The following is a 13,657-nucleotide window of genomic DNA, read 5'->3' on the forward strand; positions in this document are numbered from 1 at the left end:
GACACCAGACACATCGAATCTAAGGCCCCCCACGCACCACCAAAACCCAGGGACTGTAACCCTCAATCCGCCCACCATAAGGCTTGACTATCGCCCGCAACGCCGCCTGCGGATGGCGAATATCGTAAACCCCGGTAATCCGCTGGCCGCCAAGCGCCGCGTCGCTCATGACCACCACACCCGGCACATACCGGCGCAATTGCTCCAGCACTTCACGGATCGGCGTGTCGTTGGCGATCAATTGGCCCTGGCGCCAGACCGCAGCCTGGGCGGGGTCGAACGTTCGTTGGGTGGCCTGGCCGTCGCGGTAGTCCAGGCGCTGGCCGGGCAGCAGCGCGGCCAGTGCCTTGCCCGCTTTCCAGTCGTCGACCCGCACCGAACCATGCTCGACCGCCACCGAAGCATGCCCGGCCGTGAGCCCGACGTTGAACGCGGTGCCGGTCACCGTCACCTGCATCGCCTGGGCGCGAACCTGAAACGGCTTGCTCTTGTCCGGCGTGACCTTGAAAAACGCTTGCCCGGTCAGCAGCCGCACGCCGCGATGTTGCCCGTCGAAATCAATGGCGATCGCCGAATCGCTGTCCAGCTGCACGACGCTGCCATCGGCCAGCGTCACGTCGCGGGTTTCATCCGCGCCGGTGCGGTAGTCGGCCTGCCAGCGCTGGCCGAGCGACGGGGCGATGGCGATGACCAGGCAGGCCGCCAGTGCGGCACCCACCCAACGTAACCGTCGGCGTGGGCGGCGGATGCCCGGTGTTGGCGCAGGGCCGGGCGTTTGCGCTGCGGGCGGTGCTGGCCACTGCGCGCGGGTGGTCGCCGGCAATTGCCCGGTCAGTTGCCAGACCCGCTCGGCCTTGCGAAAGGCGCGGGCGTTGGCGTCGTCTGCTTCGTGCCAGCGCTGAAAGGCAGCTTGCACGGCCGCGTCGTTCGGACGCTGCTGCAACTGCAGCAGCCAGTCCAGCGCCTCATCCTGGCGAACGGCAGCGTGATCCATTGACGGCATATACGGAATGTCTCCGGTAAAAAACAGCGGCGCGCAGGGTCGCACAGATTCTCCCTGTGCAGCAAAAGACGCATCAGCCCCGAGGTTTTTCAGCGCATCCGGATTTTTTTCATTCATCGTCCAGGCACTCCATGCAATGGCGCAGCGCATCGTGCACCAGTTGATGGACCAGGGCGGTGGAGATGCCCAGCGCCGCGCCGGTCTGCTGCAAGGTCATGCCGCCCAGGCGATGCATCTCGAAGGCCTGCCGTGTGCGCGCAGGCAATTGCGCCAGGGCATTGCTGATGGCTTGCAGTTCGTTCTGGCGGCTGACGGCCTGTTCCGGCGAAGCGGTGCTGGCAGGGAGCTCGTGGAGCAGTTCGTCGCCGCCGGCCTGCACCCGTTCGGTGGCGGTGCGGCGCGTGGCGTCCAGGCCCAGATTGCGCACGATGCGGTAGAGGTAGCTGACCGGGTGCCGGATCTCGGCGTCATCGCCCAGTGCACTGAAACGCAGCCAGGCTTCCTGCACCACGTCCTCGGCCCTGGCGCGACAGCCGACGATGGGCTCGGCGTAGTCGATCAATGCGGCGCGGTGAGCCAGGTACAGCTTGAGTGTTGCATCCGTCAAAGTAAGGCGCTGCCCGGCAGGAGAGGGCCGCTGACGCCAGGGCCCGGAAAATGGAGCGCGGGATTCTAAGGCGGATGATAATTATTATCAACAACGCCAGGGTGAGATTCTCTGGCGGAAACCCACCCGGGCGGGCCCTCCTTGATCACTGGCGCAGGAAAGAGAATCTCCGTAGCAGCACGGCTTGCCGGCGGTCTGGTGCGAAGCACCAGTAAAATCAGGCGATCCGACCGTGTCAGGCAGACCGCGTGCACAGGGTTTGCTGGCGCTTCGCACCAGACCGCCGGCAAGCCGGACTGCTACGGGAAGGCGTTCGTGCTCGGGATTGCCACGTCAGCGGGTTTATCCGATCACTTGCGTGAGAACGCGTACCCCAGCTTCACCACTTCATCATCCGTGCCGAACGCTCCCAGGAAAGAAATCCCCACCGGAAGATTGCCCTCGACGATCCCTGCTGGCACTGAAATCTCGGGGAAGCCGGTCGCCGAGGCTATGTACGAGGACGCGTAGGTGTCTTCGCTCTTGCAGACGTAACTCGGGTCGGTTTGCCCGGTTACCAGTGACGCTGGGCAATTGATGGTCGGGAACATCAGTGCCTCGACGCCTTCGCGGTGCATCAGCGCAATCAACTCGGACCTGAGCGACGGAATGCTGTTGCTGAGGATCGAGATGTACAGCGGCGAATCGCTTTGCGGCTCCTCGCTGAGTTTTTTCAACGCCTTCAGCCGTTTGGGATTCATCAGGTGATCTTTCTGTTCGCCCTGATGCTGCTCGGCGAGGGCGACGAAAGCTGTCAGGGTTTTCGGTTCTTTCGCTGGCAGGGTGCGCAGGTAGCCTTCGAATTGGGAGGTGAATTCGGCGTCTCCGACTGGGCCGAGCACGCTGGCCCACAACTGCTCATAGCGGGTCGGCAGTTTCAGCTCTACAAGGCGGGCGCCTTGATCCTGCGCGCGTTTGCGGGCTGCGGCGAATACGGCATCGACTTGCGAATTGGCACCGATGAAGTTAGTCACCACGCCAAGGGTGCGTCCTTTGAGGCTGGCTTTTTCGATGCCGTCGGCGAACTTGATCGCTGCCGAATCGACATTGCTCGTGGCGGCGTCATGCTCGTCGCGACCCTTGATCACGTCCAGCACAATGGCCTGATCGAGCACCGTGCGGGTAATCACGCCGGGCGTGTCGAATGACAGCGACAGCGGAATGATACCGGTACGGCTGAGCAGGCCCAGCGATGGCCGCAGCCCGACGGTGCCGGTCACGCTGGCCGGTGCGCGGATCGAACCACTGGTATCGGAGCCCAGGGCAAAGGGTGCGAAGCCTGCGGCAACCGCCGCCGCCGAGCCACTGCTGGAGCCGGACGCATCGTGCTTCAGATTGTGCGGATTGAGGGTTTGCCCTCCCAGCGAGCTGTAACCCAGCCAGCCATAGGACGCCGCAAGTTCCGAGAGGTTGGTCTTGCCCAGGAGGATCGCGCCCTCGGCCGAGAGGCGTTTGAGGATGTAGGCGTCACTGGACGGTCGCGAGTCGCGCAATACCCAGGAGCCGCCGCTGGTGGCAACGTCCCTGGAGTCGATGTTGTCCTTGGCCAGGTAGGGAATGCCGGAGAGCGTGCCATGGATTGCCGCCGGATTTTTCGCCCTCGCCGCATCCCAGGCACGGGCCTGTTCGAGGGCTGACTCGTTGAGGCTGATGACGGCGTTGATGCGGTCGCCTTGTCGGTTGTTCTGCTGAATCTTCTCCTGATAGAAGCGCACCAGCTGCTCGGCGCTGACGTTGCCTTCGTCCAGCGCTTGCCGGAGTTGGCGAAGGTTCAGGGCGTCGAGGTTCTGGGCCATGGCGGGTGCGCTGATCATCAGGGACAGGGTGCAGGCAAGCATGAGTCTGGAGTGCGAGAGCATAGCAGTACCTTTGTCGGAAAAATGTATCGGGCAGTCGGGCGCGACTCAGCCGGCCGGGGCAGGGCATCGAGCCCTGCCGGCGGTTGAAACTTGCCTGACAGAATGGGTGGATTACTGCGTGATCAGCCGGTTTTGCACGAGGTATTCATGGGCGACTTTTTCCACGGCTTCCCGGCCCACATCCACGCGGGCGTTGAGCGCGCCGATGATTTCGCTGTCCAGGCTTTCTGAGAGTTTGTCGAGCAGCGGGGCGACCTCGGGGTGCTCGTTGAGAAAGGCGGTGCGCACCACGGGCGTCAGGGCGTAGCTGGGGAAGAACGATTTGTCATCCTTGAGCACGATGAAGCCGAACGCCGACACGCGACCGTCGGTGGACAGCACCAGTGACACGTCCGCCTGACTCTGGCGCAGCGCCAGATAGGTCAGGCCGCCGTCCATGCGCATCACGTCGTCGCGCTCGAATTTGAAGCCGTAGCGATCCTGCAGCGGGCGCAGGCCGTCGGGGCGGGAGTAGAACTCGGCGTTGCAGGCGAATTTCAAGTGCTCGCCGGCGTTGACGTGGGCGGCCAGGTCCGACATCGACGCGATGCCCTTGGCCTGGGCGTCATCCTTGCGCATGGCGAAGGCGTAGGAGTTGTTGGCCCGGGAAGGTGCCAGCCAGGTCAGGCCCTTGGCGGCGTCCAGCTGCTTGACCCGCTCGTAGGTCTGGCGCGCATCCAGACGCTCCTTGACCTTGTTGTAGATGATCAGCGAAGTGCCGGTGTACTCCCAGTAAATGTCGACCTGGCCGTTTTCCTGGGCGGCGCGCAGCACCGTCGAGCCAAGGTCAGAGCGCTTGTCGACGGCGAACCCGTTGCTCTTGAGCAACTGGCTGGTCATCTCGGAGATCAGTTGCTGCTCGGTGAATTTCTTGCCGCCCACCACCGCCGAGGGTTCAGCGGCCACGCTGGCCCCGGTCAGCAGCGCCATGCAGGCGAATGCGAGTGATCGTACGGACATACGGCACCTGTTCTTGTCGTTGTAGGTTGTGTTCATCGTGCCGCCAAGCGGATGCCGCGCGACACCGAGACGTGCTGCACCTCTCCGCAGAACATGTCCATCAGGAAGGCCAGGCCGGCCGTGGCGATGGCGCCGGTCAGCATCATGTTGTAGTCGTTCAGGTCGATGCCGGTGAAGATCAGCTCGCCCAGGCCTCCGCCGCCGACCAGAAACGCCAGGGGCGCGGTGCCGACGTTGATCGCCAGCGCGGTGCGCAGCCCTGCGAAAATCACCACCATGGCATTGGGCAGCTCGACCTTGAGCAGAATCTCCCGGGGCGTCATGCCCATGGCTTCGGCGGCTTCCAGCAGATGGCGCGGCACGCTGCGCAAGCCTTCGTAGGTGTTCACCGTGATCGGCAGCAGGGTGGCGACCCAGAGCGCGAAAATCGCCGCCGGGGCACCGACACCCACCAGGGTCATCGCCAGCGCCAGCAGGGCCAGCTTGGGCACTGCCTGGCCGATGTTGAGGACCTGCATCACCGCCAGCGCGTGGCGCTGATTGTTCGGTCGGCTCATCCAGATGCCGACCGGCAGGGCAATGATGATCGCCAGAAAGCTGCTGATGGCGACGATGTGCAAGTGCTGCAGCGACAGGTACAGCACCTCGCTCCAGTAGGTTTGAAGCCACTGCTGAACGTTGTTGAGGATGTCCATTACGCCACCGCTGCCGTGTTGTCGATCAGGCGCGCCAGAATGTCGCGTTGATGGACGAAGCCGATGAATTGCCCTTGCCGGTCTTTGCAGACCGCCCATTCACGACCCTGGCCGAGCATCTGGCAGAGCACCTGGCGCAGGTCATCGCTGGGCAGCACGCTGATGCTGTTCCAGGTCGAAGCGGCTGTCTGGTCGCCGACGATCTGCATATGCTCCTGGGGCGGGGTCTGGCAGGCGACGTCTGCGGCCTGCAAGAGGCGCAGGCGTTTCATGATGCGGTCGCTGCCCATGAAGTTGGCGACGAAATCGCTGGCGGGGCGGGCCAGCAGATCGTCCGGTGTACCGAACTGCTCGATGCGTCCGGCGTTGAACAGCGCCACGCAGTCGGCCATTTTCACCGCTTCGTCGATGTCGTGGCTGACGAACAGCACGGTCTTGCCGACCTGGCGCTGAATGCGCATGAACTCGTCCTGAATGCTGTCGCGGTTGATCGGGTCGATGGCGCCGAAGGGCTCGTCCATCAGCATCACGGGCGGGTCGGCGGCGAGGGCGCGGGCCACGCCGACGCGCTGTTGTTGCCCGCCGGACAGTTCACAGGGGAAGCGTTTGGCGAATTTTGACGGCTCCAGAGCGACCACTTCCAGCAGTTCGGCGGCGCGCTTGCGGCTCTTGCTCTTGTCCCAGCCGAGCATGTCCGGCACCACACAGATGTTGTCTTCGACGGTCATGTTGGGGAACAGCCCGACCTGTTGAATCACGTAGCCGATCGAGCGGCGCAGGGTGACGGTGTCCAGTTCGGCGGTGTCGCGCCCGCCGATCAGTACCTTGCCGGAGGTGGGCGGGATCAGCCGGTTGATCATTTTCAGGGTGGTGGTCTTGCCGCAGCCGGACGGGCCGAGCAGCACGCAGATCTTGCCTTCCGGAACCGTGAAGGAAACGTCTTCCACTGCCGTGATTGAGCCGAATTTCTTATTCAAATTATTGATCTGGATCACGATGTCGCTTCCTTCATGCTGAGGTTTTGAAGCTTGACCAGCCCTTTGGGCGTCAGCGCACGCTGGACCAGGGACAACCCATAATCCGCCGCAACCGCGATGAGGCTGATCAGGATGGCGCCTGCGATCAGCTGACGGGTGTCGGACTGGGCGATGCCGCGCACGATCAGGCTGCCCAGCCCGCCCGCGCCGATGTAGGCGGCGATGGCGGCAATGCCGATGTTGATCACCGTGGCCACTCGCACGCCGGCCATGATCAGCGGCGTGGCCAGGGGCAGTTCGACCTTCCACAGGCGCTGCCAGGACGACATGCCCATGCCCCGCGCCGCTTCACGCAGGGAGGGTTCGACGTTGGAGAGGGCAGTGTGGGTGTTGCGGATGATGGGCAGCTGGGAATACAGGAACAGCGCGATGATTGCCGGCACCATGCCGATGCCCTGACCCCAGATCGACAGCACCGGGATCATCAGGCCGAACAGCGCGGCCGACGGAATGGTCATCAGCATCGCGGCGAAGGTGAGGATCCAGCGCCCGGTGCGTGGATGCTGGGACACGAAAATGCCCAGGGGCACACCGGTAAGGATCGCCAGGAAAACGGCAGTGAAGACGATGTACAGGTGTTGCCCGAGCAGGTGGGAAATCAGACCCAGGTTCGAGGTGATGAAACTCAATGTTTCCATTTTTATTGTGCCTTTCTCCGCAGGATTATTGTTCGCCGGTTCATCTGGGAGAGGATGCCGGTAGTGACCGAACATTAACCTTGGGCAAGGCAAAAGCTGAGATTAAGGTTCGACGACATTTATCAGAAATTCGACATCCCCATACCTTTGCGGCATTAAAAATAGTTGCTTAGCTATCAAACTTTCGACGTTCCTCACCCGGGCTGCAGCCCCAGGCCTTGCGGTAGGCGCTGCCCAGGTGCGAGGCCGAGACGAAGCCGCAGGAGTAGGCCACCGAGGCGATGGACTTGCTGCTCTCGCGCAGCAGGCGGCGTGCCTCGGCCAGACGCAGTTCGAGGTAGAAGCGCTGCGGCGTCATGCCGAAGTGCTGGTGCCACAGCCGCTCCAGTTGCCGCTGGGAAAGGTTGCAGCCGGCGGCGACGTCTTCGATGCTGACCACGTGTTCGAAGTTGTCTTCCATGTAACCGATGGCGGCGGTGATGCGCCGGTCGTGCACGCCGAATCGCCATTGGATCGACATGCGCTGGTGCTCTTCGGGGCCGCGGATACGTGCGTGCAAAAACTGCTCGGCAACGGCGGCGGCGAGCTTGCCGCCGTAGTCGGTGGAGATCTGCGCCAGCATCAGGTCGATGGCTGCCGTACCCCCGGCGCAGGTCCAGCGGTTGTCATGGTTGACGTACAGCTCGCGCGTGACCTCGATCCCGGGGAATTCCTCGGCGAACTCGTTGATCGACTCCCAGTGCAGCGTGCACTTGCGCCCGTCCAGCAGGCCCGCCCGGGCGAGGATGAAAGTACCGGTGCTGAACGCGCCGACGGTCTTGCCGCCGGAGGCCGCACGTTGCAGGAAACGCAGCATTTTCGGCGGGCGCTGGTGCTCGATGTCCAGGCTGGCCAGCACGAACACGCGATCCAGTTCACCGGCTTCGTCGAGGGCCTGGGTCCTGATTTCCACGCCACTGCTGGAGGAGACGATGCCGCCGGTTTCCGACAGCAGGCGCCACTCGTAGAGCGGCTTGCTGGCCAGGCGATTGGCCGCCCGCAATGGCTCGCTGGCGCCGGCCAGGGCCATCATCGAAAACTGCGGCAGAATCAGCAGGCCGATGCGTTTGCAGCCGTCGTTGGATGTTGCCGCTTGTGTCATGGAGCACTCCGGTTGGCGGGACGGTGGGAGCCACGGGCGGGCTCGCATGACGGTCAGAATACCGGAGCGTAGGGTGCGGGTGGCGAGGGGAGGAGGCGAGGCAGAAAAAAGAAAGGGGCTCGATGGAGCCCCTGTCACTGATGCATCTGTTACAGGTGCTGACGAACCGCTTCGTCGATGTTCTGGATAATGGCCTGGAACACCGGGTTGTTGGCCTCGTTCTGCTGGCCGTGTTGCATGTCCGACAGCACCAGCACGCCATCCCCGGCGTTGCCCGGATAGAGGCGGTACAGGCGCTCGGATTCGGCGGGCATGTGCAGCGAGTTCTTCGCACCGTGGACGATCAGGGCTGGCGGAAAGCCGCTGGCGCCTTCGATTTCCGGCTCCGGATCGAACGCCACGTAGGAGGTGTAGGACTTGGCGGTGACCCAGGCGCAGCCCGGCCAGCGATCCGCGCCACCGGCTTCGGTGTAGGAGCCCAGCTGCTCGTCGACGTATTGCTGGGTGGCCGGATCCAGCGGGTAGTAACCCAGGCGCGTGGCGTCGGTGCCGGTATCGAACGGCGGAATCGCTGCCTCGGGATCGAGCGCCTGAATGGCCGCGTCGGCGCCGCCCACGTCAGCGCGCAGGGCTTGCAGCGAGCGGATGCTGGTGTAGCTCATCGGCACCCAGAATTTCACCTGTTCGGCCTTGTTGCGCGTCAGTTCCGAGATCGCCGCCAGGCTCGCCACCGAGCCCATCGCCCAGGACGCCACCACCGGCATCTGGCCAAACGCTTTGCGCACCCAGGCCACTGCGCCGAGCACTTCGTTTTTCTGATCCTGAAGGCTGACGTTGGTTACAGTCTTGCCGCCCACTTGCGCGGTATTGCGAATGCTCTTGTTATTGAAGAAACCGGCCACGTCATATGTCATCACCCGGTAACCGCGCGCCGCCAGTGCGCGACCAAACAATTGCCCGTACATTGACACACCGCCGGTGAACCCCGAGTTGAATACCACCGGCGGTAACTTTGGATCGGGTGTGGCAGGTTCGAAAACTGTGCCGTTGAGGCTCAGGACATGGCCGTCGAAGTTGACGTCGAACTTGATTTCGCGGGTGGAGATGGAGCTCATGGTTTCACCTGTGGCCTTATGGCTTGTTTGTTTGGGAAAGAGCGTTGTTGCTGCGCCGTTAAGCAGCACATCGGGATCAGTAGCGCAGCGTGTCGAGGCAAGGTTGGCCAACTGGCGGACGAACTCGAACGCACGGGCCGGATTGAATCGGGCTGCATAGGCGACACCTGAATCATCAGCGCCGACATGGGGCGCGTCGGTCGCCTGCAACAGCAGGTGCTCAGGCCCCAGGGTTTCGACGATGCGCTGGACGAAGGGCGCAGCCTGTTCAATAGAGGTTGAAGTCCGGTATCCCGGGCCCTTGAACCAGACATTGCCGCGCTGGCGCGCCGCCTCCAGCAACTGAATTAAGGCCGCGTCGTCCGCGCCCTTGCTGCCGTGGCAGGTGCCGAGATGGTCGATGATCAGGCGAATGTGCGCGGGAATCTGCTGTAGCACGCGCAAGTTGACGGCCGCGGATTGGGCATAGACATGAACATGTTGATGCGCCGCCAGACGGCCATACATTGCCTGCCACTGCGGCGTGCTGAAACTGTCGCTGCGGATGCTGTCCAGTGGCGCGTCATGCAAAACGATACGAATGCCGACAACTTGCGGATGATTCAAACGGGCACTGTCGGCATAGTCAGGATCGGCCTTGATCGTGCCGACCAACCTGACGTTATCGTATTTGCCGGGATGCTGTTTTTTCAGGCGATCCAGTGCTTCGAAAGAGGCAAATACGTTCGCCGAATCCGGAAGTATGCTGAGGTGGACATTATTCAACAGCGTCGGAACATATCCCTGACGCTCGAGACTTTCGAGATAATCCGCCAGCGGATTGGCCGCCGGTAATGCATAGGGAAGATCGTTGCCCAATACCGCCAGATCTTCGGCGGTAAAGAAGTGCACATGGCTGTCGATCAGGAAATTATTATTGTTCATTGATATGTTTCCGTGGGGTTGGCGAAACGATAAGGGCAAACGCCCTGTGGCACGTCCTGCCAACCCGACGACTCATATCAAAAGTTCGACATGCTTGTGTCGCAAGGTTTGGGGTTGATTGATCAGCGATGCCTGCGCCTGTCAGGCGACAGGGCAGGCGGCGAGGCGGGCGATCAGAAGGTGTAGGTAAACCCGGTCTGCACGGTGCGTGGCGCGCCCGGATAGGCGTACAGGTTGAACGCGCCTTCTTCGTAGTCTTCGTTGAAGACGTTCTTCACATCGAGGTTGACCCGCAGCTTCGGCGTGATCTGGTAGAAGCTCAGCAGGTCGGCGACGGTGTAGGCGGCCATGTTGTAGGTCGAGTTGGCGGTCTGGCCGGCGCGATCGGCCACGTGGCGTACGCCCAGTCCGAGACCCAGCCCGTTCAGTTGGCCTTCGTGGAACTCGTACACGTTGAGCAGGTTGTAACTGCTGCGCGGGATGTTCGCCAGACGTGTGCCGGTTTCCAGGGAGTTGTCCTTCACCACTTCGGCGTCCACATAGGAGTAGCCGCCCAGCACGCGCCATTCAGGGGTGATGTTGCCGGCGACGTTCAGATCGAATCCGCGACTGCGCACACGCCCGGCGGCGACGCTGTAGTTGGAGTCGAGCGGATCGAGGGTCAGCACGTTCTCCTTGAGGGTATGGAAGATCGCTGCGTCGACGGTCAGCTGGTCTTCCAGGGTTTTCCATTTCACGCCCAGCTCGTAGGACTTGCCTTCTTCGGCGTCGAACCCGCCGCCCTGACGCGAGGCGCCGGTGTTGGGTTTGAAGGATTCCGAGTAGCTGCCATACAGCGCAACATCGGGTGTCAGGTCGTAGACCAGGCCGTAACGCGGGGTGACGGCGCTTTCGCTCTTGTTCCAGTCCACCGAGTTGGGCAGCTTGTTGTCGTAATCGTGTTCGTCGCGCTCGATGCGGGCGCCGACCAGGAACTTCAAGCGCTCGGTCAGGCGCATCTGATCCTGAACAAAGGCCGCGGTGCTTTTCAGCGTTTCATGGTCATGGGTGGTGGTGCGGGTCAGGGCAGGGCGCGCCTGGCCGAGCACCGGGTCGAAGATGTCGATCGGGTAGGCGGTGAGGGCGCCGCTGGAACGCAAGATGATCGACTTATAGTCGTATTCCTCATATTCCAGGCCGGTCAGCAGGGTGTGTTCGATGCTGCCAGTGTGGAAGGTGCCGGACAGATTCAACTGGTAGTCCTGATCGTTCCAGTCCAGCTTGCGCCAGTTGAAGTTGCGCCCCAGGGTGCGACCGTCGGCCTGAATGCCGTTGGCCTCCACCGCGTTGCCCTTGAGCTGGCCGTCGAGCCACTGCACGCCGCCGCTCAGTTTCCAGTTGTCGTTGAGCAGGTGCTCGAAGCGCAACTGGCTGACGTTGTTGTCGTTGTGCAGCAGGTTGTCGGAGCCTTTTTCCCAGACGTAGGTGTCGCGATTGCCGATCCCGGACTGGGCACCGTAGTGAGTGTTACCACGGTCCAGCGGGTGGTTGTTACGCATGTAGTCACCTTCGAAGGTGATGCGCGTGTCGTCGCTGGCCTGCCACTCGATGACCGGGGCCACGTCGTAGCGCTCGGTTTCGACGTGATCGCGGAACGAGTCGCCGCCTTCGCCCAGCAGGTTCAAGCGGTAGGTCAGGGTCTTCGAATCGTTGAGCGCACCGGTGGTGTCCAGCGTGCCGCGATACATGCCCTGGTCATCCATCTGCCCGCCGATGGTGGTCTTCTGCTCGGCTTCGGGTTGCTTGGTCACCACGTTGAAGGTGCCACCCGGATCGCTGCGGCCATACATGGTCGCGGCCGGGCCGCGCAGGATGTCGACGTGGTCGATGGTGTTGGCGTCCGGCGCATTCGGGTAGCCACGGTTGACCGGAAAGCCATTGCGATAGAACTCGCCGGTGGTGAAGCCGCGCACGGTGTAGGTGGTCAGCCCCTGACCGCCGAAGTTGTTGGCCCGGCCAATGCCGCCGCCGTAGTCCAACGCGTCCTGCAGGCGGGTGACGTTGCTGTCTTCCAGCACCTTGTGGGTGATGACCGAAACCGATTGCGGCACTTCGTGGATATCGGTGTCGGTACGCGTTGCGCTGGACGTGCGCGTGGCCCGGTACGCCTCCTGCTCGCTGGCTGTGCTCAGGCTGCTGGCCTGGATATCGACGGCGGGCAAATCCATTGCCGTTGAAACTTCAGCCCATGCCATGGGTGAAAGCGTGTTGAGCACGCACAGCGAAGCAAACGCGTAACGCATTGAGTTTTCTCGGATTAGTGGGGGTAAAAATGGAATGCCATAATACAGATAACGATTCTTATTACTATGCAGAATGTAACTATTTTTCTACAAAGGCGGGCGAGGGTGTAACCGACGGTGCAGTCCGGTGATAGAGGATGGGGACAAGGGGTGGCGTCCGATTCGCTGAAATGGGAGGTGGGTAGATGGGTGACAGCTCGCATTCCCATCCTGTCGGACGACGCTTTTTCTGCCCTGTAACGATGCAATCAGCGAAGCGATGCACCAAGTCGGCGCCCGTCATAGCGTTTGGAGGCAAACCCACGAGCAGAAATTTTTCTCTTTAAAGCTGTCTTTCTCGCGGTTTTTTATTAGTTGGCACGAAAATAGATTAATGCCTTCTACAAGATTGTTGAACAATCCAGACCGTCCAGCACCCAGCCCGAGAGTTTCAGCATGCACAAACGTCCTGTCGCAAAGAAAACCACCCGCAGCCTGCTGGCTGCGATCACCCTGGCCTGCGTCGCACCTGTGGTGTCTGCGGCAGCCGGCGTCAACGTCCTGAAACAGGGCGAGCTGTCGATCGGCTCCGACCTGACCTATCCGCCTTACACCTATCTTGAGCAGAAGCAGCCAGCGGGCTTCGATCCCGAGTTCATGGCGCTGATCGGCAAGCAGTTGGGCCTGGCGCCCCGGTTCCTCGACACCCGCTTCGCCAACCTGATCATGGGCGTGAACAGCCAGCGCTTCGACGTGGTCGCCTCGGCGCTGTATGTCACCCCGGAGCGGGCCAAGCAGGTGGACTTCCTGAGCTACCTCAAGACGGGTTCTTCGCTGATCGTGCGTAGCAGCGAAGACTTCAAGCCGCAGCGCCCCGAGGATCTGTGTGGCAAGCGCGTGGGCTCGATCAAGGGCGCGTCGTGGATCCCCAAGCTCAACAAGGTCTCTGCCGACTACTGCATCCCGTCTGGCAAGCCGGCCATCGAATCCCGCGAGTTCCCGACCTCGCCGGAAGCCGCCCAGGCCTTGCTGGCCCGCGCGGTCGATGTGCAGATGGAAGACGCGGCGGTGGCGAAGATCACCGTGGAAAAACTCCAGGGCAAGATCGCCATCAGCTCCAGCGAGCTGATTTATCCAGTGGTGGTGGGGCTTGCCGTGCGCAAGGACAACCCTGCGCTGCTGACCGCCTTGAGTGGCGCGCTGAGCCAGATCAAACAGGACGGCAGCTACGGCCAACTGCTGGCCCGCTACAACCTGGGCGAGCCGACCGAGCAAGAGGTCAGTGCGGCACTGGGCAACTGACGCGCGCTTATAGCGGATCCACCGACCGCTGCCCGGC

At 62.3% G+C, this 13,657-nt stretch carries 11 protein-coding genes; 1 reads left to right on the forward strand and 10 read right to left on the reverse strand.

Annotated features, from left to right (window positions below; translation table 11 throughout):
• Positions 1–19: 19 nt before the first annotated feature.
• The 10 genes from AC1MEK_RS13115 to AC1MEK_RS13160 all read right to left on the reverse strand — a co-directional run bounded on the left by AC1MEK_RS13115 (position 20) and on the right by AC1MEK_RS13160 (position 12,339).
• The gene (locus AC1MEK_RS13115) at positions 20–1,003 is read right to left on the reverse strand and encodes a FecR family protein (RefSeq protein ID WP_480396718.1); all 984 of its coding nucleotides are present in this window, start codon (positions 1,001–1,003) and stop codon (positions 20–22) included.
• Between the two features lie 109 nt (positions 1,004–1,112).
• Complete coding sequence (locus AC1MEK_RS13120; protein WP_480396719.1) at positions 1,113–1,610, reverse strand: sigma-70 family RNA polymerase sigma factor; 498 nt, start codon at positions 1,608–1,610, stop codon at positions 1,113–1,115.
• A 350-nt stretch (positions 1,611–1,960) separates the two neighbouring features.
• Complete coding sequence (locus tag AC1MEK_RS13125; RefSeq protein ID WP_480396720.1) at positions 1,961–3,508, reverse strand: amidase family protein; 1,548 nt, start codon at positions 3,506–3,508, stop codon at positions 1,961–1,963.
• A 111-nt stretch (positions 3,509–3,619) separates the two neighbouring features.
• Positions 3,620–4,507: a glycine betaine ABC transporter substrate-binding protein gene (locus AC1MEK_RS13130; protein WP_480396721.1), complete on the reverse strand. Its 888-nt coding sequence runs from the start codon at positions 4,505–4,507 to the stop codon at positions 3,620–3,622.
• A gap of 32 nt (positions 4,508–4,539) precedes the next feature.
• A complete protein-coding gene (locus AC1MEK_RS13135; protein WP_480396722.1) occupies positions 4,540–5,202 on the reverse strand; it encodes an ABC transporter permease in 663 nt (220 codons plus the stop codon).
• Positions 5,202–6,197: an ABC transporter ATP-binding protein gene (locus tag AC1MEK_RS13140; RefSeq protein ID WP_480396723.1), complete on the reverse strand. Its 996-nt coding sequence runs from the start codon at positions 6,195–6,197 to the stop codon at positions 5,202–5,204. The genes AC1MEK_RS13135 and AC1MEK_RS13140 overlap by 1 nt, the downstream gene beginning before the upstream one ends.
• Positions 6,194–6,877 (reverse strand): ABC transporter permease, encoded by a 684-nt coding sequence (locus tag AC1MEK_RS13145; protein WP_480396724.1) that lies wholly within the window; start codon positions 6,875–6,877, stop codon positions 6,194–6,196. The genes AC1MEK_RS13140 and AC1MEK_RS13145 overlap by 4 nt, the downstream gene beginning before the upstream one ends.
• 169 nt (positions 6,878–7,046) lie before the next feature.
• On the reverse strand, positions 7,047–8,018 hold the full coding sequence (locus tag AC1MEK_RS13150; protein WP_480396725.1) for a GlxA family transcriptional regulator: 972 nt from the start codon (positions 8,016–8,018) through the stop codon (positions 7,047–7,049).
• Positions 8,019–8,167: 149 nt separating this feature from the next.
• A complete protein-coding gene (locus tag AC1MEK_RS13155; RefSeq protein WP_480396726.1) occupies positions 8,168–10,057 on the reverse strand; it encodes an amidohydrolase family protein in 1,890 nt (629 codons plus the stop codon).
• Positions 10,058–10,230: 173 nt separating this feature from the next.
• A complete protein-coding gene (locus AC1MEK_RS13160; protein ID WP_480396727.1) occupies positions 10,231–12,339 on the reverse strand; it encodes a TonB-dependent siderophore receptor in 2,109 nt (702 codons plus the stop codon).
• A 435-nt stretch (positions 12,340–12,774) separates the two neighbouring features.
• On the opposite strand from AC1MEK_RS13160, the gene AC1MEK_RS13165 reads away from it, so the two are divergent.
• On the forward strand, positions 12,775–13,620 hold the full coding sequence (locus AC1MEK_RS13165) for an ABC transporter substrate-binding protein (RefSeq protein ID WP_480396728.1): 846 nt from the start codon (positions 12,775–12,777) through the stop codon (positions 13,618–13,620).
• Positions 13,621–13,657 lie beyond the last annotated feature (37 nt).

It is taken from the genome of Pseudomonas sp. 2, assembly GCF_056627435.1.

Bases quoted from the DNA above. Each gene is read 5' to 3' on its own strand.
- AC1MEK_RS13165 (WP_480396728.1), top strand. From the start codon at position 12,775: ATGCACAAACGTCCTGTCGCAAAGAAAACCACCCGCAGCCTGCTGGCT.
- AC1MEK_RS13125 (WP_480396720.1), bottom strand. From the start codon at position 3,508: ATGCTCTCGCACTCCAGACTCATGCTTGCCTGCACCCTGTCCCTGATG.
- AC1MEK_RS13130 (WP_480396721.1), bottom strand. From the start codon at position 4,507: ATGTCCGTACGATCACTCGCATTCGCCTGCATGGCGCTGCTGACCGGG.
- AC1MEK_RS13145 (WP_480396724.1), bottom strand. From the start codon at position 6,877: ATGGAAACATTGAGTTTCATCACCTCGAACCTGGGTCTGATTTCCCAC.
- AC1MEK_RS13150 (WP_480396725.1), bottom strand. From the start codon at position 8,018: ATGACACAAGCGGCAACATCCAACGACGGCTGCAAACGCATCGGCCTG.
- AC1MEK_RS13160 (WP_480396727.1), bottom strand. From the start codon at position 12,339: ATGCGTTACGCGTTTGCTTCGCTGTGCGTGCTCAACACGCTTTCACCC.
- AC1MEK_RS13155 (WP_480396726.1), bottom strand. From the start codon at position 10,057: ATGAACAATAATAATTTCCTGATCGACAGCCATGTGCACTTCTTTACC.
- AC1MEK_RS13135 (WP_480396722.1), bottom strand. From the start codon at position 5,202: ATGGACATCCTCAACAACGTTCAGCAGTGGCTTCAAACCTACTGGAGC.
- AC1MEK_RS13115 (WP_480396718.1), bottom strand. From the start codon at position 1,003: ATGCCGTCAATGGATCACGCTGCCGTTCGCCAGGATGAGGCGCTGGAC.